Below are 19,040 nucleotides of genomic sequence, written 5' to 3' on the forward strand. Positions count from 1 at the left end.
CCGCGCTACCAGCGCGAATGGTGGTGCTCGACCACGCCGAGCAGGCCGGCCACCTCGCGCGGCGCGGCGTCGGCGGCGCCGCGTACCTGGCCGGCGAAGGTGCCGACCGGCTGAACGTAGCGGCTGGCCGCCACCAGCAGGTTGCGGTCTTCGCGCCGCTCGCCCTCGGGGGTGAACGCCAGGTCGAGCAGGCCGTCGGCGGTACGCACCCGCCAGGGCGCCAGGGTGGCGGCCGGGTCGTAGTCGAATTCGGCGGTGCCGAGCGCTATCAGCCGGCCGTCGAGCCAAAGCGCGTTCTCGTAATCGCCGAAATAGCCGGCCTGCAGATTGAAGCCGATGCCGTCGGCGTGGGCCGAGGCCCAGCGCCAGCGCGTGTCGCGCGGCAGCAGGCCGTTGGAATGGTCGAGGCTGGCGTGGCCGCCGTCGAGCCGGTATTCGCGGCCGCCGGCCAGCGCGCGGCCCTGCACTGCCAGTGCCGGCGACTTGTGGGTGGCATGCCACAGGCCGTCCTCGACCGGGCCGCTGGCGAACAGCCAGGGCGCGGCGGCACGTCCGTCGAATTCGGCCTCGACCGCGAAACCGTCCGGGCCGTGGATGCGCACCGTGAAGCGGTCGGGCGCGGTCTCCTCGAACGCCACGCGCTCGCCGAGCCAGCGGAAGCGGCTGCCGGCGCCGACCGCCGGCACGTCGCCCACCGTGGCGGTCAGGCCGGGCAGCCCTTCGCGCGACAGGCCGCCGACCACCGCGCCGCTGCGGCGGTCGAACAGGTAGGCGAAGGCGGTGTTGGTCCAGCCGAGGTCGACGATCGCGCAGCCGATGAAGCAATCGGCAGTGGCGATGCCGACGTATTGCCAGCGCTTGTGATGGAAGAAGCGCCACCAGGCCGGCCGCGCCAGTCGCGGCGCCAGCGCGCGCCAGTCGATGGCGGCGGTGCGGCCGCAGAAGCGGCCGGCCAGCGGCTCGCCGTCGGGCCCGACCGGCGCGGCCGGCGCCGGCGGCAGGTCAAGCACGAACCTGGCCGTCACCGAGCACGATCCATTTCTGGCTGGTCAGCCCGTCGAGCCCGACCGGGCCGCGGGCGTGGATCTTGTCGGTCGAGATGCCGATCTCGGCGCCGAGGCCGTATTCGAAGCCGTCGGCGAAGCGGGTCGAGGCGTTCACCATCACCGAGCTCGAGTCGACCTCGCGCAGGAAGCGGCGGGCGCGGGTGTAGTTCTCGGTGACGATCGCGTCGGTGTGGTGCGAGCCGAACTCGTTGATATGGCCGATCGCCTCGTCGAGGCCCGGTACGGTCGAGATCGCCAGGATCGGCGCCAGGTATTCGGTCGACCAGTCCTCCGGCGTGGCGTCCTTGATGCCGGCGAGGCCGGCCGCCTCGAGGATGGCGCGCGATTCGGGGCAGGCGCGCATCTCCACGCCCTTCCCGGCGTAGATGCGGCCCAGCCGCGGCAGCACCGCGGCGGCCACCGACTGCGCCACCAGCAGCGTCTCCATGGTGTTGCAGGTGCCGTAGCGATGGGTCTTGGCGTTGTCGGCGATGCGCACCGCCTTGTCGAGGTCGGCCTCGCCGTCGATATAGACGTGGCAGATGCCGTCGAGGTGCTTGATCACCGGCACCCGCGCCTCGCGGCTGATGCGCTCGATCAGGCCCTTGCCGCCGCGCGGCACGATCACGTCGACGAATTCGGTCAGCGTGATCAGCTCGCCGACCGCCGCGCGGTCGGTGGTTTCGACCACCTGTACCGCCGCCTCGGGCAGGCCGGCGCTGCGCAGGCCTTCCCGCACCAGCGCGGCGATGGCCTGGTTGCAGCGCACCGCCTCGGAGCCGCCGCGCAGGATGGCGGCGTTGCCCGACTTGAGGCAGAGGCCGGCCGCGTCGGCGGTCACGTTGGGGCGCGCTTCGTAGATGATGCCGATCACGCCGAGCGGCACGCGCATCTTGCCGACCTGGATGCCGGAGGGACGGTAGGCGAAGTCGCTCATCTCGCCGACCGGGTCGGGCAGCGCGGCGATCTGGCGCAGGCCTTCGGCCATCGAGGCGACGCCCTTGGCCGTCAGCGCGAGGCGGTCGAGCAGGGCCGGTTCGAGCCCGGCTTCGCGCGCGGCGGCCACGTCGGCGGCGTTGGCGGCGAGCAGCCGGTCGGCGTCGCGCTCGATCGCATCGGCGATCGCATTCAGCGCGGCGTTCTTGGCATTGGTATCGGCACGGGCGATGGCGCGCGAGGCGGCCCGCGCGGCGCGGCCGAGTCCGGCCATATAGGCTTTCACATCCACGATCTTGCTCCGGCGTGTATCTAGGGGTCGGATCGATTCTGCCAGATTCCGTGGCGGGCTTGTCGGGCGCAGGGCCTCGCGCTAAGATTCGCGCCTCTTTCGGGCCGATAGCTCAGCTGGGAGAGCGCTGCGTTCGCAATGCAGAGGTCGGGAGTTCGATCCTCCTTCGGTCCACCAGTCAAAATGAACAAGGGATTGCGCGAGCAATCCCTTGTTGCATTTCGCGCCCCCTCCGCCGATTTCCTTCTCGCTCCCGGGTTACGCCGCGCCGGCCGGCCGATAGCTCAGATAGCCCAGCAGCGCGTCGGCGATGGCGCCCTCGAGCCGCGCCGGCGCGATGCCCGGCGGCGGTTCCAGCACCGCCGCGTGCACCAGCGACTCGATCATGTTCAGCACCATGTGGCCGGCCAGTTCCAGGTCCGCCACCGCGACCTCGTCGCGATGCGCCGCCAGCAGCGCGCAGATGCGCGCGTGCATCGCCTGGCTGGCCTCGCTTTCGGCGTAGGGCAGCTCCAGGAAGGGGAATTCGCGTTCCAGCACGCGGTGCAGCTCCGGCTCCAGCCGGTGCGCCGCCACCAGGGCGCCGACCAGCGCGCGGACCTGGCCGGCCAGGCCGGTCTCGCGGCTGGCGGCCAGGCCGCGCTCGATCTCCTCGTTCAGCTGGCGCACGTGGCGCTCGTGCAGCGCCGCCACCAGCGCGGTCTTGTTGGGGAAGTACTGGTAGATCGAGCCGACGCTGACGCCGGCCAGCTCGGCCACCCGGTTGGTATTGGTGCCGGCGTAGCCGCGCTGGCCCAGAACGCGAGCAGTGGTCTCCAGGATGGCCTCGACGGTGACTTGCGAGCGCGCCTGGCGCGGCGTCTTTCTTGGCTTTGCGGCGGTCTGCACCGGTGGCTCCGAACACGAGTAGGGACGTGAAGCGATTGCACCTAACATTTGCCGGACAAATGCGAGCAATCACTCATATCTTAGTTTGCCATGGCGGCCGCTTGCTCTGCCATGGCTGTCAGGAGCCCCTCATGCAATCCCCTTCCAGCGCGCCGCCCGCGGCGCTCGACCCGCGACAGGTACTGGGCCGGCTGTTGCCCATCGCCCTGCTGGTGTTCTTCGTCTTCCTCACCGTCGGCATCCCGCTGCCGGTGCTGCCGCTCTACGTGCACGGCCAGCTCGGCTACGGCGCGCTGGCGGTCGGCGCGGTGATCGGCTGCCAGTCGCTGGCGGCCCTGCTGACCCGCGCCCATGCCGGCCAGCTGGCCGACCGGTCCGGCGCCGGCGTGGCCGTGCGGCGCGGCTTGTGCCTGATCGCCGCGGCCGGCGGCTGCTACCTGCTGTCGCTGTGGGCCGCGTCGCGACCGCCGCTGGCGCTGGCCCTGCTGCTGATCGGCCGCGCGCTGCTCGGCGCCGGCGAGAGCCTGGCCGGCACCGGCCTGTTGAGCTGGGGCCTGGGCCGCGTCGGCCTGCCCAACGCCGGCCGGGTGATGGCCTGGGTCGGCATCGCCATGTACGGCGCGCTGGCGCTCGGCGCGCCGCTGGGCATGCTGCTGCAGCAGGCCTGGGGTTTCGCTGCGATGGCGCTGACGCTCTTGCTGCTGCCGGCCGCCGCGCTGGCGCTGATGGCCACGATTCCGCCGGTGGCGCCGCCGCCGGGCGTGCGCGAGCCGTTCTACCGCGTGCTCGGCGCAGTCTGGCAGCCCGGCGTCGGGCTGGCGCTGGCGGCGGTCGGCTTCGGCGCCATCGCCAGCTTCGTCACGCTGTATTTCGCCCAGCGCGGCTGGAGCCACGCCTCGGCCGCGCTGACCGCCTTCGGCGCGGCCTACATCGGCGCGCGGCTGTGCTTCGCCGGCCTGCCCGACCAGCTCGGCGGCGCCCGCATCGCGTTGGCCTGCCTGGCGATCGAGGCGGCCGGCCAGCTGCTGCTGTGGTCGGCCGACGGCCAGGCGGCCGCGCTGGCCGGCGCGGCCCTGACCGGCCTGGGCTTCTCGCTGGTGTTCCCGGCCTTCGGGGTGGAGGCGGTCAAGCGCGTCGCGCCGGCCAGCCGCGGCAGCGCGCTCGGCGCCTATGCGGCCTTCTTCGACCTGGCGCTGGGCTTGGCCGGCCCGCTCGCAGGCGTGGTGGCGCTCGGTTTCGGCTATGCCGCGGTCTACCTGTTCGGCGCGCTGGCGGTGCTGGCCGCGCTGCCGATCGCGTTGCGGCTGCTGTTCGATCAGCGCGCCCAGGCGTCGAGCATGGCCCTCGGCGGCACGAAGTAGGCCGCGCCGCTGACCGCCCGGGTGAAGCGCAGCAGATGGTCGTCGTAGCCGTCGCGGCGGGTGTTCATGCGTTCCACCATGCGGGTGAAGCGGGTCGGGGTCTTGCAGTAGCTGAGGAACATCAGGCCCTGCTCGCCGCCGACCGTGCCGTAGGGCAGCGACTGGCGCACGATCTCGAGCTCCTCGCCGTCTTCCTCGATCACCACCCGGGCGACGTGGGCGGTCGGCGGCATGACCGCCTCGTCGAGCTCGACGTCGTCCGCCTTGGTCCGGCCGACGATGGCCTCCTGCTCGGCGTCGGTCAGCGTGCGCCAGCGCGGCAGGTCGTGCACGAAGCGTTGCACGTGCAGGTAGCTGCCGCCGTCGAACGCGCCGTCGTCGTCGACCAGCGCGACCTCGGGCCGCGCTTCGGGCGACGGGTTCTCGGTGCCGTCGACGAAACCGGTCAGGTCGCGGCTGTCGAGGAAACGGAAGCCCGGCACCGCTTCGGCCAGCGCGAACAGGCCTTCGAGCGCGCGGCGTACCGCCTCGCCGGCGGCGAAGCACAGGTCGTGGCGCTCGCTGCGCAGGTGGATGAAGACCGCGTGCGGCGTGGCCGGCATCGGGTGGATCGCGTCGGCGAACTGGGGAACGGCGCCAGTTCGCGCGGGGCCGGCAGGCCGCCCAGCGCCGCCCAGTGCTCGCTGCCGACGCCGACCGCCCAGGCGTTGCGTGCGGCGACGCCGGCGGCGGCCCAGTCGTCGAGCAGCGGGCCGAGCCGGCCGAGCGCGCGGCGCGCCAGCCGCGGCTCGGCGCCCGGCGCCGGGTCGAAGGCCAGGAACAGCGCGTGGGCATGGATGGGCGGGCAGATGGCGGTCTGGGCAAGGGCGGCGTGGGACATGTTCGGCGAGGGCTCGTGCGGTGGCGGGATCGGGTGGACCGGATTCTAGTGGATGGCGGCCCGGGCGGCCTCTGCCGTGGGTTTTACAAACGGTCGGGCCGGGCTACATTAGCGGACATTCCCCGACTCCCGCTGCCGCCCATGCCCACGCCCGCCCCGCTCTTCGTCGACGTGTTTCCCATGCGCTGGGGCGACATGGACGCGCTCGGCCACCTGAACAACACGCTGTACTTCCGCTTCTGCGAGGAGGCGCGGGTGCGCTGGCTGGCGCAGCGCGACTGGGCGGTCCGCGTCGATGCCGGCGAGGGGCCGATCCTGGCGGCGACCGGCTGCCAGTTCCGCGCGCCGCTGGTCTATCCCTGCGACGTCCGGCTCGAGACCTATCTGAAGAAGATCGGCAACAGCAGCTTCACGCTGGCGCACCGCATCTGCCGCGCCGACGCGCCCGAGGCCACGGCGGCCGAGGCCGAGGCGGTGATCGTCTGGTGCGATTACGCGTCCGGCAGCTCGAGGCCCCTGCCGGCGGCGCTGCGCGCGGCGCTCGGGAGGCCGCGCCATGAAGACCGCCTTCACCGTGCGCGATGCCCGGCCCGGCGACGCCGAGCCGATCTACCGGCTGGTGCGCGAGCTGGCCGACTACGAGAAGCTCACCCACCTCTGCACCGGCAACGCCGAGCAGCTGCACGAGCACCTGTGGGGCGCGCGGCCCTATATCGAGGCGCTGGTGGCCGAGGTCGAGCGCGCCGGCCAGCCCTACGCGGTCGGCTTCGCGATCTATTTCCACAACTACTCGTCCTTCGTCGCCAAGCCCGGGCTCTATCTCGAAGACCTGTTCGTGCTGCCCGAGTACCGCCGCAACGGCATCGGCGAGGCGATGTTCCGCGAGGTGGCGGCGCGCGCGGTGGCGCGCGGCTGCGGCCGCTTCGAGTGGGCGGTGCTGGACTGGAACGCGCCGGCGCTCAATTTCTACCGCAAGCTCGGCGCCACGGTGATGCCGGACTGGCGCATCTGCCGCGCCACCGGCGATACGCTGCGGGCGATGGCCGGGCAGCGCTGAGGCGGGCTTCCCTGCAGGAGCGGCTTCAGCCGCGAATGGTGGATATGCCGCCCTGGCTGTTCGCGGCTGAAGCCGCGCCTACCACGGCCGGATCGCGATGGCCTCCCGGTCGGACCCATCGTGGAATGTCGGCGTGGCATGGACCGCTTCGCGTCGGATATCGCGCCCCCATCCCCCAAGTGATCCGGCGATGCAACAGGTCGTACCCGGATTCCCATGCTTCGTCGCATCCGCTAGCGCCACCGCCGCGGCACCGGCGTAGCATCGCACCCCGTTCACGCTAGAACGCACAACACATTCGTGGCCGGCTCCAGCCGGCCCGCAAGGAGCATCCATGCGCTTTACCGCCCTGAGCCTCGCGCTCGCCCTGTCGCTCGGCTTCGCGCTGCCGGCCGCCGCCGCCGATGCGCCGAGCGCCGTCGCGCCGGCCGCCGCCCAGCCTACCCGCGTCGCCAGCGTCGAAGGCATCACCGAATACCGCCTGGCCAACGGCCTGCGCGTGCTGCTGGCGCCCGACGCCTCCAAGCCCACCACCACGGTCAACATCACCTACCTGGTCGGCAGCCGCATGGAGAACTACGGCGAGACCGGCATGGCCCACCTGCTCGAGCACCTGGTGTTCAAGGGCACGCCGAGCCTGCCGGACAAGACCATCGTGCAGGAATTCGCCCGCCGCGGCATGCAGTTCAACGGCACCACCTGGTACGACCGCACCAACTACTACGAGACCTTCGCCGCCAGCGACGACAACCTCGACTGGGCGCTGAAGATGGAAGCCGACCGCATGGTCAACAGCTTCATCGCCAGGACCGCGCTCGACAGCGAGATGACGGTGGTGCGCAACGAGATGGAGATGGGCGAGAACAACCCGACCCGCATCCTGATGCAGCAGCTCGCCTCGAGCGCCTACCAGTGGCACAACTACGGCAAGTCGACCATCGGCGCGCGCAGCGACGTCGAGAACGTGCGCATCGAGAACCTGCAGGCCTTCTACCGTCAGTACTACCAGCCGGACAACGCGGTGCTCACCGTCACCGGCAAGTTCGACGAGGCCGCCACGCTGGCCCGCATCGCCCGCTACTTCGGCGCGATCGCCAAGCCGACCCGCGTGCTGCCGCCGACCTACACCATCGATCCGGTGCAGGACGGCGCGCGCGAGCTGACGCTGACCCGCGTCGGCGACAGCCAGATCGTCGCCGCGCTCTACCACACCGCGCCGGGCGCCCACCCCGACAGCGCCGCAGTCGGCATCCTGGCCCACATCCTGGGCGACACGCCGACCGGCCGGCTGCACAAGGCGCTGGTCGAGAAGAAGCTGGCCGCCGACGTCTGGGCCTACCCCTTCGAGCTGAGGGATCCGGGCTACGTGCTGTTCTTCGCCGACCTCAACAAGACCCAGTCGCGCGACGCCGCCCGCAAGGCCCTGCTGGCCGAGCTCGAGAACGTCGCCAAAAAGCCGGTCACCGCCGAGGAACTGGCCCGCGCCAAGCGCGCGCTGCTGAACGACTTCGAGAAGACCCTGAACGACCCGGTGCGCTACGGCGTGGCGCTGTCCGAGGCGATCGCCAAGGGCGACTGGCGCCTGTTCTTCCTCGACCGCGACCAGATCGAGGCCGCCACGCTGGCCGACGTGCAGCGCGTGGCCGAGAACTACTTCAAGGAATCGAACCGCACGCTCGGCCAGTTCGTGCCGACCGACAAGCCGCAGCGCGCCGCCATCCCGGCCGTGCCCGAGATCGACAAACTGGTGGCGGGCTACAAGGGCCGCGCCGCGCTGGCCGAAGGCGAGGCGTTCGACCCGAGCCCGGCCAACATCGAATCGCGCACCACGCGCGGCGCGCTGGCCAACGGCATGCAGACCGCCCTGCTGCCCAAGAAGACCCGCGGCAATACCGTCAACGGCGTGATCGTGCTGCGCATGGGCGACGAGAAGAGCCTGCAGCGCCTGTCCAACGTGGCCGACCTGACCGGCGAGATGCTGCTGCGCGGCGCCGGCAAGCTCGATCGCCAGCAGATCGCCGACCGGCTCGAGGAGCTCAAGGCCAAGGTCGACATCAAGTCGAGCCCGGACAAGCTCAGCGTGCAGTTCGAGACCCGCCGCGACCATCTGCCGGCGCTGCTCGCGCTGCTGCGCGACGTGCTGCGCGCGCCGACCTTCCCGGCCGCCGAGTTCGAGACGCTGAAGACCGAGGCGGTGACCGGCATCGAGGACCAGATGCGCCAGCCCGAAGCGGTGGCGCAGAACGCGCTGGCCCGCCACGACAATCCGTGGCCAAAGGGCGACCCGCGCTACAGCGCGACCTTCGAAGAAGACATCGCGGCGATCAAGGCCACCAGGCTGGCCGACGTGAAGGCCTTCCAGGCGCGCTTCTACGGCGGCCAGAACGGCCAGCTGGCGCTGGTCGGCGACTTCGACCAGGCCGCGGTGCAGCAGCAGCTGAAGGCGCTGTTCGGCGACTGGAAGGCCAAGGCGCCGTATGCGCGCGTGGCCGAGCCGTTCCGCCCGGTCAAGCCGGCCAGCCTGACGCTGGAGACGCCGGACAAGGCCAACGCCTTCTACTTCGCCGGCGAAGCGCTCGAGCTGCGCGACGACCAGGCCGACTACGTCCCGCTGGCGATCGCCAACCGCGTGCTCGGCTCGGGCGGCCTCAAGAGCCGCCTGATGGACCGCCTGCGGCAGAAGGAAGGCATCAGCTACGGCGCCGGCAGCTTCCTGCAGGTCGGCCCGCTCGACACCAGCGGCTCGCTCGGCCTGTACGCGATCTACGCGCCGCAGAACCTGGCCAAGCTCAAGCAGGGCGTGAGCGAGGAGCTGGCGCGGCTGGTCAAGGAAGGCATCACCGAGCAGGAGCTGGCCGAGGCCAAGAGCGGCATGCTGCAGGAAGCCGCCATCGCCCGCACGCGCGACGGCGCGCTGGCCGGCTCGCTGAGCAACCAGCTGTTCCTCAAGCGCACCATGGCCTTCAGCGCGCAGCAGGAGCAGCAGGTGAAGGACGCCAGGCTGGACGCGGTGAACGCGGCGATCCGCAAGTACATCGATCCGGCCAAGGTGGTGCACGTCTACGCCGGCGATTTCGCCAAGGCAGCGGCCGCTGCGGCCGCCCCGGCCGCCGCAGCGGCGCCGGCGGCGCAGTAGGCGCCGGCAGTTTCGCCCGCAACGCCCGGCCTCGTGCCGGGCGTTTTTGCATCCGGCTCCGGAGCGCCGTCAAAGCGCTGTGGTCAAATCGCCGCGGCGGTATATATTTCCGTGGCCGCCCAGCCACTTTCTCATTCCTCTTTCGGATCGCCGGTCATGACCTTCTTCGCCCGCCTCAGCCTGCAGCTCAAATTGCAGCTCGCCTTCCTGGCGATCGCCCTGCTCAGCATCGGTACCTTCACCATCGAGGCGGTCTACCAGGCGCGCCAGTCGGCCATGGCCGAGGTCGACGGCAAGCTGGCGGCGGCGGCGCGCGCCTACGTCTACATCCTCGGCGCCGACTACCACGACAAGCTCGCCCCGCGCGAATCGGCCGACCTCGCCGCCAAGCGCCGCGAAGCCGAACGGCTGACCGAGGCCTCGCGCTTCCTCGGCGTCAAATACCTGTACAGCTTCATCCTGCGCGGCGAGCAGGTGATCTATGCCCAGGCCTCGCTGTCCGACGAGCAGATGGCCGATCCCAAGTTCGAGTTCTACCTCAAGCCCAGCGACGTGCCCGATACCGACCCGATCGTGCGCAAGGCCGCGCAGACCGGCCAGCCCCAGTTCATCTCGTCGAGCGATCCGGTCTACGGCTACCTGCGCACCATCGCGCTGCCGGTGACCGGCCCGGGCGGCACCGCCTACGTGGCCTGCGCCGACGTCGACGCCAACGCGGTCGACGCCGCGGTCAACGGCGCGGTGCTCAAGGCCGTGCTGACCGGCCTGGCGATGCTGGCGGCGGCGGTGGTGGTCTCGCTGCTGCTGGGCCGGCTGATCGCCCAGCCGCTGCGCCGGCTGCGCGACATGATGCAAGCGCTGACCACCGGCAACGGCGACCTGACCATCCGCCTGCCGGTGCAGTCGCAGGACGAGATCGGCCAGATCGCGGTCCACGTCAACACCTTCATGGCCCAGTTGCAGCAGATGTTCACCACGGTGAGCCAGGAGACGGTGAAGCTCACCAACGGCGTGCGCAGCATCGACCAGATGGCGCAGCGGCTGTCCAAGGACGCCGACCTGCAGAGCGAGATGGCCACCGCCACCGCGGCCACCATCGAGGAGATCACCGTCAGCATCAACCACATCGCCGACAGCACCACCGACGCCGACGCGCTGGTGCGCCGCACCGGCCAGATGTCGGAGGACTCGGCCCGTACGGTCGAGGAGGTGGCGGCCGAGATCGGCCGGGTGGCCGGCTATGTCGACGAGCTGTCGGGCGTGATGGGCGAGCTCGACAACCGTTCGCAGCAGATCAGCTCGATCGTCGGCGTGATCCGCGATATCTCGGACCAGACCAACCTCTTGGCGCTCAACGCCGCGATCGAGGCGGCCCGCGCCGGCGAGCAGGGCCGCGGCTTCGCGGTGGTGGCGGACGAGGTGCGCAAGCTGGCCGAGCGCACCGGCAACGCCACGGTCGAGATCGGCCAGATGATCGGCGCCATGCGCGCGCAGTCGCAGCAGGCGCTCGGCCACATGGGCAGCACCCATGCCGCGGTGCGCGGCGGCGCCGAGATGGCGACCGGCGCCTCGCAGCAGATCCGCGGCATCCGCCAGCAGATGCAGGAGGTGGTGGCGCGCATCCAGGAGATCGCCCACTCGGCCAACGAGCAGTCGACCGCGACCACCGAGATGGCCAAGGCGGCCGAGCGGATCAGCGTGATGGCGCAGGACGGCAACCTGTCGCTGCGCGAGGCGCGCGCGGTGATCGAGGACCTGAACGGGCTGGCCGGCGAGCTGCGGCAGATGATCGGGCGCTTCAAGCTTTGAGGGCCGTGTGGGCCTGGTCGACGTCGTAGGGGGTCGACCTTTCGTTCAGGCGCCCGGCAAAGCCGGGCGCTTGCCATTCGTGCGGACTGAACCGCCGGCCCTCCCTGATTCATCCCGACTCCCCCGCCCTCGCCGCCGCGAGGGGGCTTCGCTGGCGCTCAGTCAGCGCTCCAAACGAACGCAGCGACCTGCCCGGCTCATGTAGGAGCGGCTTCAGCCGCGAACCGGCTCCGCCTTCACCGGCCATTCGCGGCTGAAGCCGCTCCTACATCTGTCGCGCCTGCAATCGCCGCAATCCGCCGGCCTTGCCGCGCGCCCCGCGCACTGGCCAGAATGCGCGTCCAGTCTTCCTTCCCGCCCGCCCATGGACCGCACCGCATCCCCTCCCACCCGCCGACAACGAGATCGAGCGCCTGATCGGCCGGCTCGGCAAGGAAGGCCAGGACTTCCTGCGCGAGCGCTTCCGCGAGATCCGCAAGCGGGCGCGGCCGGACGAGCGCGAGATGCTGCACTTCAAGGTGCTGGCGCGCGCCGAGGTGATCCGCCAGGCCTCGCAGTTCACCTTCAGCCGCTGGTGCAGCGGCCGCGCCGAGCTCGAGCGCGACGACGCGCAGCGGCTGCTCGAATACCTGGTCGAGCAGGGCCTGTGGGACGAGGTGCGCGAGCAGCTCGGCATCGCCCGCGCGCCGGACCAGTATTTCTGGAGCCTGGTGCACGAGCTCGAATCGGTGCGCACCACCCGGCAGAAGCTCAAGGACGCCGCGCCCGGCCTCTACCAGATGTGGCGGCCGGCGGTGGTGTGGCCCGGCCGCTACGTGCTGGGCCTCTTGCTGGTCTATTACAACGCCCGCACCGGCGCGATGCGCACGCTCGAGATCCACCGCATGAACGGCGACCGCGACGGCGCCGACGGGCTGATCCGCACGCCGCAGATCACCGAATGCCTGCGCGGCTACCTGGTGAAGAAATCGAGCCAGCTGGTGATCCACAGCTTCCAGCAGGAAACGCGCAACTTTCAGATCACCGTGCTGGCCAACATGCTGCAGCAGGATCGCCAGATCCGCGTGATGAGCGGCCTGTGCCTGGGCCTGATCGGCCAGCGCGGGCTGTTCTGCCGGCCGGTGGCGCTGGTGCGCGAGGCCGGCCTGTCGCCGGCGCTGCTGCAGGCGATCGACGATCACCTGGACGAGGAGGGCTGGCCCGGCGAGGCCTTCCTCGCCGCGCTGGCCGAGGAGCCGCTCTACCGTTCGCTCGACATCGTCGACGGCGCGGCGGTGCCCGATTTCGTCCGCCTGCGGCTGGCCGAGAGCGCCAACCTGACCGAGTTCCCGTAGCGCCGCGCAGATGAACCCCCTGCGCCGTGTCGGCGGGTAGTGCCCGCAGCCGGGAAGCCCCGGCGTTCGCCATCGGCGGTGCCCGGGACTGCGGCGCTACCCATTCCCCGCCCCTCCGCCCGCCCGCCGGCGGGAAGCCTCGCGACGCTCGCCAGGTCGAACCCGCGCTGCGGGCCGCTCGCCGGTTTGCATGGGGCGGCATGCCGCGATGCGCTGCAATCGCCGGCCGGCGCGCTTGCAGCACTTGCATGGGCAAGTCGCGCGCCGCGCAAGCCATGCATGCCGCCGTCCCTGTGTTTGCCGCGGGACGCATGAGAGCCTTCTCCCATCAACCATATGAGAGGGAAATCATGCAGATCGACGGACATTGGGGCGCGGGCGAAGAACGGCAGCGCGCTTACGAGCTGGGCCAGGACGGCCACGGCTACTGGGGGGCCGCCGAGGAGGCGCACCGCGCGGGGCGCATCAAGCTGCGCGTGCGGCAGCAGCGCGACGAGGAGCTGGCGGGTGCGGCGGTCGAACGCGGCGAAGCGCGCCGCGGCGCGCTGGGCGAGGCGCTGCGGCGGCTCGGGGCGGCGCTGCGATGGCGGGCACGACCCGGCACGGGCTAGCGGCGCTGCCGATGTTGCGGCGCATTTATATTCATCCGCCCAGGCGGGATGTTTCTGGGAGCGGCTCCAGCCCTGACAGGCCCACGACGGGCCACCGGCTCGCGGCTGCCGCCGCTTCCACCGATCGGCCACCTGCAGTGCCGATGCTGCGGGTCGATCGCCTTCGACCCGCGCTCGATCAGTTGATGGCGTTCCAGTTGCGGATCGCGTCGCGGCGGTTGTCGGCCTGGTCGCCGATCGAATTGCAGTTGCCGTTGCGGCCGTAGCGCGCGCACTCCACCCAGTAGCGGCGCGAGCCGGCCTTGATCACTTCGCCGGCCGAGCCGCACTTGCGGCATGGCTTGGGTTTGAGCGGGGCGGAATCGGTCATGGTGGCGCTTCGCACGGTAGGGGATGGGCGGGGCCGCGAATGATACGGCATCGGCCTGGGGCAGGGCCGGCGCGATGCGCCGGGACGGTTCAGCCGCCGGCTGGCGGCGGGCGCCGGTCGAACCACGGCCGCGCCTGCTCGAGCTGGCCGGCCAGCGCGAACAGCGTGGCTTCGTCGCCGATCGGGGCGACGAACTGCACGCCGATCGGCAGGCCGGCGGCGTTCCAGTGCAGCGGTACCGACATGGCCGGCTGGCCGGTGATGTTGGCCAGCTGGGTGAACGGCGTGCGGGCGAAGTTGAGCCGCGCCTGCTGTTGGATCGCGCCGCGCAGCAGGCGGATGGCGCCGATCGCATCGATCGCGGCCAGCGCGCTGCGCTGCAGCGGCGGCGTCTTCAGTTCGCCGATGCGCGCCGGCGGCGTCGCCGCCACCGGCAGCAGCAGCAGGTCGTAGCGGCGGTGGAAATCGGCCATGCCGCGCGCCAGCGCGTTCCAGCCGCGCCGCGCGACGCTGGCCTCGGCCGCGCTCAGCCCTTCGCCGATGCGGCCGAGGATCCAGGTTTCCAGCTCGACGTCGCCGCGCCGGGCCGGCCGGCCCAGCGGCCCTGCGAGTTCGCGCAGCTCGGCGGCGACCTCGCTGAAGTACATGGTCAGGTAGTGCCCGGCCAGCACCTCGTGTTGGTAAGGCAGCGGCACTTCCTCGACCGCGTGGCCCAGCCCGGCCAGCAGGCCCATGGCGTCCTCGACCGCGGCGCGGCAGTCGGGGGCGATCGGCGTATCGGGCGCCGCCAGCACCGCGCCGATGCGCAGCGGCCGCGGCGGCGCGGCGAGCGCGGCGGCGAACGGGGTGGCCGGCTTGGCGACGACATAGGGCGCGCCGGCATCGGGGCCGCAGATCCAGTCGAGCATCGCCGCCGAATCGCGTACCGAACGGCTCAGGACGCCCTCCTGCACCGCCCCCACCACGCCTCGGCGTGGTCCGGCCCGAGCGGCACGCGGCCGCGCGAGGGCTTGAGCCCGAACAGGCCGCAGTGGCCGGCCGGGATGCGGATCGAACCGCCGCCGTCGCCGCCGTGCGCCATCGGCACGATGCCGGCCGCCACCGCGGCGGCCGAGCCGCCCGAAGAACCGCCCGGCGTGTGCGCCGGCGACCACGGATTGCGCGTCGCGCCCCAGGCTTCGGGCTCGGTGTAGCCGACCAGGCCGAATTCGGGGCTGTTGGTCTTGCCGAAGATCAGCAGCCCGGCCGACTTGAAGCGCGCCACCAGTTCGCTGTCGTGCGGCGGCTGCCAGCCGCGCCGCTTGAGCGCCTTGCAGCCGTTGGCCAGCGGCGCGCCGGCCAGCGTCGCCACCAGATCCTTGAGCAGGAAGGGCACGCCGGCGAACGGGCCGTCGGGCAGTGCGCCGGCCGCTTGGGCGCGGGCCTGCTCGAACAGCGGCACGATCACCGCGTTGAGCGCCGGGTTGACCACCTCGCAGCGCGCGATGGCGGCCTCGAGCAGCTCGGCGGGCGTGGTTTCGCGGCGGCGGACCAGTTCGGCCAGCGCGGTGGCATCGTAGTCGGTGTAGTTCTGCATGCGGCCGTTGTAGCCGCCGGCACGGCCGCTGGCAATGCCTGCGCAGCGGCCCTCGGTCGGGGCGGCGGCGATGCCCGGGGAAGCGCAAGCGGAAAAAATCCATGACGCCGGGCTTTCGTTCGCGCCTCCGACGGACGAAACTGACGATTCCGGCGCCGCCGGACTGCGGTTCCGCCCCCACTCGCGTACGGAAGCCCCATGCAGCAAGACGACGACCTGCAACGCTCGCGCCAGCGCCTGCAAGCGATCCAGCAAGCCATCCTCACCGTCGGCCGGCAGGCCAACGGCGGCCGCGACCTCGGCGAATTCGGCGAGCTGGTGCATCGCCAGCTGCAGGGCCTGATGCATGCCGACAACTTCTACATCGCGGTCTACGACGCCGAATCCCAGGCGATCTGCTTCCCCTACTTCGCCGACCAGTACGATGCGCCGCCGTCGCCCGAGCAATGGTTCCCGCTCGGCGAGGCCGGCGACATGCGCACCGGCTGGGTGATCCGCCACGGCAAGCCGCTGTTCCTCGATGCCGAGGAAGACCGCCGCCGCGCCGCGGCGGCCGGCTGGAGCCGCGGCAAGCCGCCCGAGCACTGGTTCGGCATGCCGCTGCACGGCAGCGCCGACGAGGTGATCGGCGCGGTGGTCACGCAGTCCTACGACGCCGGCCGGGTCTACGCCGAGGAGGACAAGGAGATCTTCGCGCTGCTGGCCAGCCACGTCGCCATCGCGATCGAGCGGCTGATGCACCAGCAGTGGATGGACAAGCTGATCGCCCAGCGCACGCGCGAACTGGCGCAGGAAGCGGCCGAGCGGCGCAAGGGCGAGCTGCTGAACCGGGTCTTCTACCAGATCGCCGAGCGCGCCACCGCCGGCGATTCGCTGTACGACTTCCTGCAGGCGGTGCACCACCTGCTGGGCGAGCTGCTGTACGCGCGCAACTGCTACGTCTGCCTGTACGACGCCAGGAAGCACGTGCTCAACTTCCCCTACTACGTCGACGAGCGCGACGGCGACACCATGCAGGAGTACGACGTCCCGTTCCGCCGCGGCCTGACCGAGTACGTGCTGCGCACCGGCCGGCCGCAGCTGATCGACCGCCAGCGCATGGCCGACCTGGGCCGCACCGGCGAGATCACCGAGGCGACCGGCGACCTGACCTTCTACAGCTGGCTCGGCGTGCCGATGCAGATCCGCGGCGAGCTCGGCGGCGTGCTCACCATCCAGAGCTACGAGGCCGGCCACCTGTACGACGCGGCCGACGCCGACGTGCTGTCCTTCGTCGCCAACCACATCAGCAGCGCGATCGAGCGCAAGGAAGCCTACGACGCGCTGCGCGAGGCCACGCTGGTGGCGGAGAACGCCTCGCGGCTGAAGTCCGAATTCCTCGCCAACGTCAGCCACGAGATCCGCACGCCGATGAACGCGGTGATCGGCATGGCCTACCTCGCGCTCAAGACCGACCTCACGCCCAAGCAGCGCGACTACGTCGGCAAGATCCACAAGGCCGGCAATTCGCTCTTGGCGATCATCAACGACGTGCTGGACTTCACCAAGATCGAGGCCGGCAAGCTCGACGTGGAGCGCGTCGAGTTCTCGCTCGACGAGGTGCTGGCCAACGTCGCCACCGTCACCGCCCAGAAAGCCCAGGACAAGCAGCTCGAATACCTGTTCCAGATCCCGCTCAACATCCCGCGCCAGCTGGTCGGCGACCCGCTGCGGCTGGGCCAGGTGCTGATCAACCTGGCCAACAACGCGATCAAGTTCACCGAGCACGGCGAGATCCACCTCGGCTGCCGCCTGCTGGCGCATGGCGACGACGGCGTGCGGCTCGAATTCGCGGTGCGCGACAGCGGCATCGGCATGACCCCGGCCCAGGCGGCCGGCCTGTTCCAGCCGTTCATCCAGGCCGACGGCTCGACCACCCGCAAGTACGGCGGGACCGGCCTGGGCCTCGCCATCAGCAAGCGGCTGGTCAACCTGATGGGCGGCGACATCCGGCTCGACAGCGCGCTGGGCGAGGGCTCGACCTTCTACTTCAGCGTCGAGTTCGGCCTGCCGGCCGCCGCGCCGACCTGCCTGCGCACGCTGGCCGGCGCCTTGCAGGGCAAGAGCGCGCTGGTGGTCGACGACCATCCGCTGGCCGGCGAGATCCTGGCCGATGCGCTGCTGCAGCTGTCGATCGGCGCCGATACCGCGTCGGACGGCGCCGCCGCGCTGGCGGCGCTGCGCGCGGCCGACGCCGCCGGCAATCCCTACGCGCTGGTGCTGTGCGACTGGCAGATGCCGCGCATGGACGGCCTGGCGCTGGCGCAGGCGATCCGCCGCGCCGGCCTGCGCCAGCCGCCGCAGGTGGTGCTGGTCACCGCCTTCGGCCGCGAGGACGAGCTGGGATCGCTGGAGGCGGCCGGCGTGGCCGGCTGCCTGACCAAGCCGATCACCCAGGCCGGCCTGGTCGGCGCGCTGCTGCCGCTGTTCGCCGGGCAGGACGATGCGGTCGTCCTGCCGCCGGCCGCCGAGATCCGGCGCTGGGCCGGCTGCCGGCTGCTGCTGGTCGAGGACAACGAGATCAACCAGCAGATCGCGATCGAGCTGCTCGAGGCGCAGGGCTTCGCGGTCGACCTCGCCGGCACCGGCCGCGAGGCGCTCGAACGGCTGGAGGCGCAGCCGGCCGACCATTACCGGCTGGTGCTGATGGACATGCAGATGCCCGAGATGGACGGCCACGAGGCGGTGCAGCACATCCGCCGCGATACGCGCTTCGATCGCCTGCCGGTGATCGCCATGACCGCGCACGCGATGGTCGAGGAACGCGAGCGCTGCCTGCGCGAGGGCATGCAGGACACCATCACCAAGCCGGTCGACCCGGAGCTGATGTTCCGCACGCTGGCGCACTGGCTGGCGCCCGGCGCGTTCGAGGCGAGGGCGGCGGTGGACGAGGCGCTGGCGAGCGGGCGCTGAGGCTGGGTGGGTAGGGTGCCGAGGCCGCAGGGCCTGGTAGGTCGGAATTTATTCCGACTCGCGGCCCGACCCCATCGGGATATGTGGTGTTGCAGGTCGGGCTTGATGCCCGACAGCGCCGCCGATCGAAGTCGCCGTCGGGCATAAAGCCCGACCTACCAGGCGCGAGCCTCTTCCGATTACTGTCGATCAAGCGTGGGTCGGAATTCATTCCGACTCGCGGCAATTCAGCCTTCCGCCGCCCGGCATGGGCCAGCAGCTTGTCCAGCAGCCCGCGCAGCGCGCCGATCTCCTCGAGCGACAGCCCCATCGCGGCCATCAGGCCCGGCGGCACGCTCTTGGCCTGCTCGCGCAGGTCGCGGCCGGCCTCGCTGAGCACGATGCGGACCTCGCGCTCGTTGCCGGCGCGGCGTTCGCGCCGCAGCAGGCCGGCCTGTTCGAGCCGCTTGAGCAGCGGCGTCAGCGTGCCCGAGTCGAGCGACAGCCGCTCGCCGATCGCCTTGACGGTCAGGTCGTCGGCCTCCCACAGCACCAGCATCACCAGGTATTGCGGATAGGTCAGCCCGAGCCCGGCCAAGAGCGGCTGGTAGCAGCGGGTGACCGCGCGCGAGGCGGCATAGAGTCGGAAGCAGAGCTGGGCATCGAGCCGCAGCCAGTCGGCATCGTTCATGGCGGGCGTTCTTAAACAAACGGGAAAACGCGGCAGGCTGCCGCGTTTCGCGATTGTACGGGGCGGTGGCGCAGGCTGTCCCGGCCGCGCCCCTTGATCGATGATCGACCTCGAGCGCAGCG

15 protein-coding genes, 1 tRNA gene and 1 pseudogene are annotated in these 19,040 nt (G+C 71.2%); 9 read left to right on the forward strand and 8 right to left on the reverse strand.

The window, feature by feature from the left end; genetic code table 11:
* Window positions 1–5: 5 nt before the first annotated feature.
* The gene (locus H9L41_RS00960; RefSeq protein ID WP_034606611.1) at window positions 6–1,010 is read right to left on the reverse strand and encodes a DUF2804 domain-containing protein; all 1,005 of its coding nucleotides are present in this window, start codon (window positions 1,008–1,010) and stop codon (window positions 6–8) included.
* Window positions 1,003–2,274 (reverse strand): glutamate-5-semialdehyde dehydrogenase, encoded by a 1,272-nt coding sequence (locus H9L41_RS00965; RefSeq protein WP_028445708.1) that lies wholly within the window; start codon window positions 2,272–2,274, stop codon window positions 1,003–1,005. The genes H9L41_RS00960 and H9L41_RS00965 overlap by 8 nt, the downstream gene beginning before the upstream one ends.
* 101 nt (window positions 2,275–2,375) lie before the next feature.
* Between H9L41_RS00965 and H9L41_RS00970 the strand changes: the two genes are divergently transcribed.
* Window positions 2,376–2,451, forward strand: a tRNA-Ala gene (locus H9L41_RS00970).
* An 81-nt stretch (window positions 2,452–2,532) separates the two neighbouring features.
* Here H9L41_RS00970 and H9L41_RS00975 read toward each other — a convergent pair.
* The gene (locus H9L41_RS00975) at window positions 2,533–3,162 is read right to left on the reverse strand and encodes a TetR/AcrR family transcriptional regulator (RefSeq protein ID WP_028445709.1); all 630 of its coding nucleotides are present in this window, start codon (window positions 3,160–3,162) and stop codon (window positions 2,533–2,535) included.
* A 131-nt stretch (window positions 3,163–3,293) separates the two neighbouring features.
* On the opposite strand from H9L41_RS00975, the gene H9L41_RS00980 reads away from it, so the two are divergent.
* On the forward strand, window positions 3,294–4,523 hold the full coding sequence (locus tag H9L41_RS00980; protein WP_028445710.1) for an MFS transporter: 1,230 nt from the start codon (window positions 3,294–3,296) through the stop codon (window positions 4,521–4,523).
* On the opposite strand, the gene H9L41_RS00985 is transcribed toward H9L41_RS00980, so the two are convergent.
* Complete coding sequence (locus tag H9L41_RS00985; RefSeq protein WP_265583907.1) at window positions 4,478–5,125, reverse strand: Dyp-type peroxidase; 648 nt, start codon at window positions 5,123–5,125, stop codon at window positions 4,478–4,480. The genes H9L41_RS00980 and H9L41_RS00985 overlap by 46 nt on opposite strands.
* A 473-nt stretch (window positions 5,126–5,598) precedes the next feature.
* Between H9L41_RS00985 and H9L41_RS25405 the strand changes: the two are divergent.
* The 6 genes and pseudogenes from H9L41_RS25405 to H9L41_RS01015 form a co-directional block, all read left to right on the forward strand.
* Window positions 5,599–5,886 (forward strand): annotated as a pseudogene (locus tag H9L41_RS25405) (acyl-CoA thioesterase); the annotation flags it as partial.
* Between the two features lie 73 nt (window positions 5,887–5,959).
* On the forward strand, window positions 5,960–6,460 hold the full coding sequence (locus H9L41_RS00995) for a GNAT family N-acetyltransferase (protein ID WP_028445713.1): 501 nt from the start codon (window positions 5,960–5,962) through the stop codon (window positions 6,458–6,460).
* 334 nt (window positions 6,461–6,794) lie between these two features.
* Window positions 6,795–9,596 carry a M16 family metallopeptidase gene (locus H9L41_RS01000; protein WP_051318899.1) on the forward strand — a complete coding sequence of 934 codons (2,802 nt, stop codon included), beginning with the start codon at window positions 6,795–6,797 and terminating at the stop codon, window positions 9,594–9,596.
* Window positions 9,597–9,752: 156 nt separating this feature from the next.
* Complete coding sequence (locus tag H9L41_RS01005; protein ID WP_051318900.1) at window positions 9,753–11,405, forward strand: methyl-accepting chemotaxis protein; 1,653 nt, start codon at window positions 9,753–9,755, stop codon at window positions 11,403–11,405.
* Between the two features lie 305 nt (window positions 11,406–11,710).
* The gene (locus H9L41_RS01010; RefSeq protein ID WP_187523639.1) at window positions 11,711–12,739 is read left to right on the forward strand and encodes a hypothetical protein; all 1,029 of its coding nucleotides are present in this window, start codon (window positions 11,711–11,713) and stop codon (window positions 12,737–12,739) included.
* Between the two features lie 248 nt (window positions 12,740–12,987).
* Window positions 12,988–13,350 (forward strand): hypothetical protein, encoded by a 363-nt coding sequence (locus H9L41_RS01015; RefSeq protein ID WP_157461919.1) that lies wholly within the window; start codon window positions 12,988–12,990, stop codon window positions 13,348–13,350.
* A gap of 178 nt (window positions 13,351–13,528) precedes the next feature.
* On the opposite strand, the gene H9L41_RS01020 is transcribed toward H9L41_RS01015, so the two are convergent.
* The 3 genes from H9L41_RS01020 to H9L41_RS25415 all read right to left on the reverse strand — a co-directional run bounded on the left by H9L41_RS01020 (window position 13,529) and on the right by H9L41_RS25415 (window position 15,296).
* Window positions 13,529–13,720 (reverse strand): Lar family restriction alleviation protein, encoded by a 192-nt coding sequence (locus H9L41_RS01020; protein ID WP_028445716.1) that lies wholly within the window; start codon window positions 13,718–13,720, stop codon window positions 13,529–13,531.
* Between the two features lie 89 nt (window positions 13,721–13,809).
* Window positions 13,810–14,628 (reverse strand): amidase family protein, encoded by an 819-nt coding sequence (locus tag H9L41_RS25410; RefSeq protein WP_308419566.1) that lies wholly within the window; start codon window positions 14,626–14,628, stop codon window positions 13,810–13,812.
* Window positions 14,629–14,654: 26 nt separating this feature from the next.
* Window positions 14,655–15,296, reverse strand: a complete 642-nt coding sequence (locus H9L41_RS25415; RefSeq protein ID WP_308419567.1) for an amidase — start codon at window positions 15,294–15,296, stop codon at window positions 14,655–14,657.
* 198 nt (window positions 15,297–15,494) lie between these two features.
* On the opposite strand from H9L41_RS25415, the gene H9L41_RS01030 reads away from it, so the two are divergent.
* Window positions 15,495–18,248 (forward strand): response regulator, encoded by a 2,754-nt coding sequence (locus H9L41_RS01030; RefSeq protein WP_051318901.1) that lies wholly within the window; start codon window positions 15,495–15,497, stop codon window positions 18,246–18,248.
* Here the strand turns inward: H9L41_RS01030 and H9L41_RS25420 are convergent.
* A complete protein-coding gene (locus tag H9L41_RS25420; RefSeq protein ID WP_187523640.1) occupies window positions 18,136–18,918 on the reverse strand; it encodes a MarR family winged helix-turn-helix transcriptional regulator in 783 nt (260 codons plus the stop codon). The two genes, H9L41_RS01030 and H9L41_RS25420, sit on opposite strands and share 113 nt — an antisense overlap.
* Between the last annotated feature and the right edge of the window lie 122 nt (window positions 18,919–19,040).

The organism is Chitinimonas koreensis (assembly GCF_014353015.1).
Taxonomy (GTDB): Bacteria; Pseudomonadota; Gammaproteobacteria; order Burkholderiales; family Chitinimonadaceae; genus Chitinimonas; species Chitinimonas koreensis.

Coding starts and splice junctions, on each gene's coding strand:
- H9L41_RS25415 (WP_308419567.1), bottom strand. CDS start 15,296: ATGCAGAACTACACCGACTACGATGCCACCGCGCTGGCCGAACTGGTC.
- H9L41_RS01020 (WP_028445716.1), bottom strand. CDS start 13,720: ATGACCGATTCCGCCCCGCTCAAACCCAAGCCATGCCGCAAGTGCGGC.
- H9L41_RS25420 (WP_187523640.1), bottom strand. CDS start 18,918: ATGAACGATGCCGACTGGCTGCGGCTCGATGCCCAGCTCTGCTTCCGA.
- H9L41_RS00995 (WP_028445713.1), top strand. CDS start 5,960: ATGAAGACCGCCTTCACCGTGCGCGATGCCCGGCCCGGCGACGCCGAG.
- H9L41_RS01000 (WP_051318899.1), top strand. CDS start 6,795: ATGCGCTTTACCGCCCTGAGCCTCGCGCTCGCCCTGTCGCTCGGCTTC.
- H9L41_RS25410 (WP_308419566.1), bottom strand. CDS start 14,628: ATGCTCGACTGGATCTGCGGCCCCGATGCCGGCGCGCCCTATGTCGTC.
- H9L41_RS00980 (WP_028445710.1), top strand. CDS start 3,294: ATGCAATCCCCTTCCAGCGCGCCGCCCGCGGCGCTCGACCCGCGACAG.
- H9L41_RS00985 (WP_265583907.1), bottom strand. CDS start 5,125: ATGCCGGCCACGCCGCACGCGGTCTTCATCCACCTGCGCAGCGAGCGC.
- H9L41_RS01005 (WP_051318900.1), top strand. CDS start 9,753: ATGACCTTCTTCGCCCGCCTCAGCCTGCAGCTCAAATTGCAGCTCGCC.
- H9L41_RS01015 (WP_157461919.1), top strand. CDS start 12,988: ATGGGCAAGTCGCGCGCCGCGCAAGCCATGCATGCCGCCGTCCCTGTG.
- H9L41_RS01030 (WP_051318901.1), top strand. CDS start 15,495: ATGCAGCAAGACGACGACCTGCAACGCTCGCGCCAGCGCCTGCAAGCG.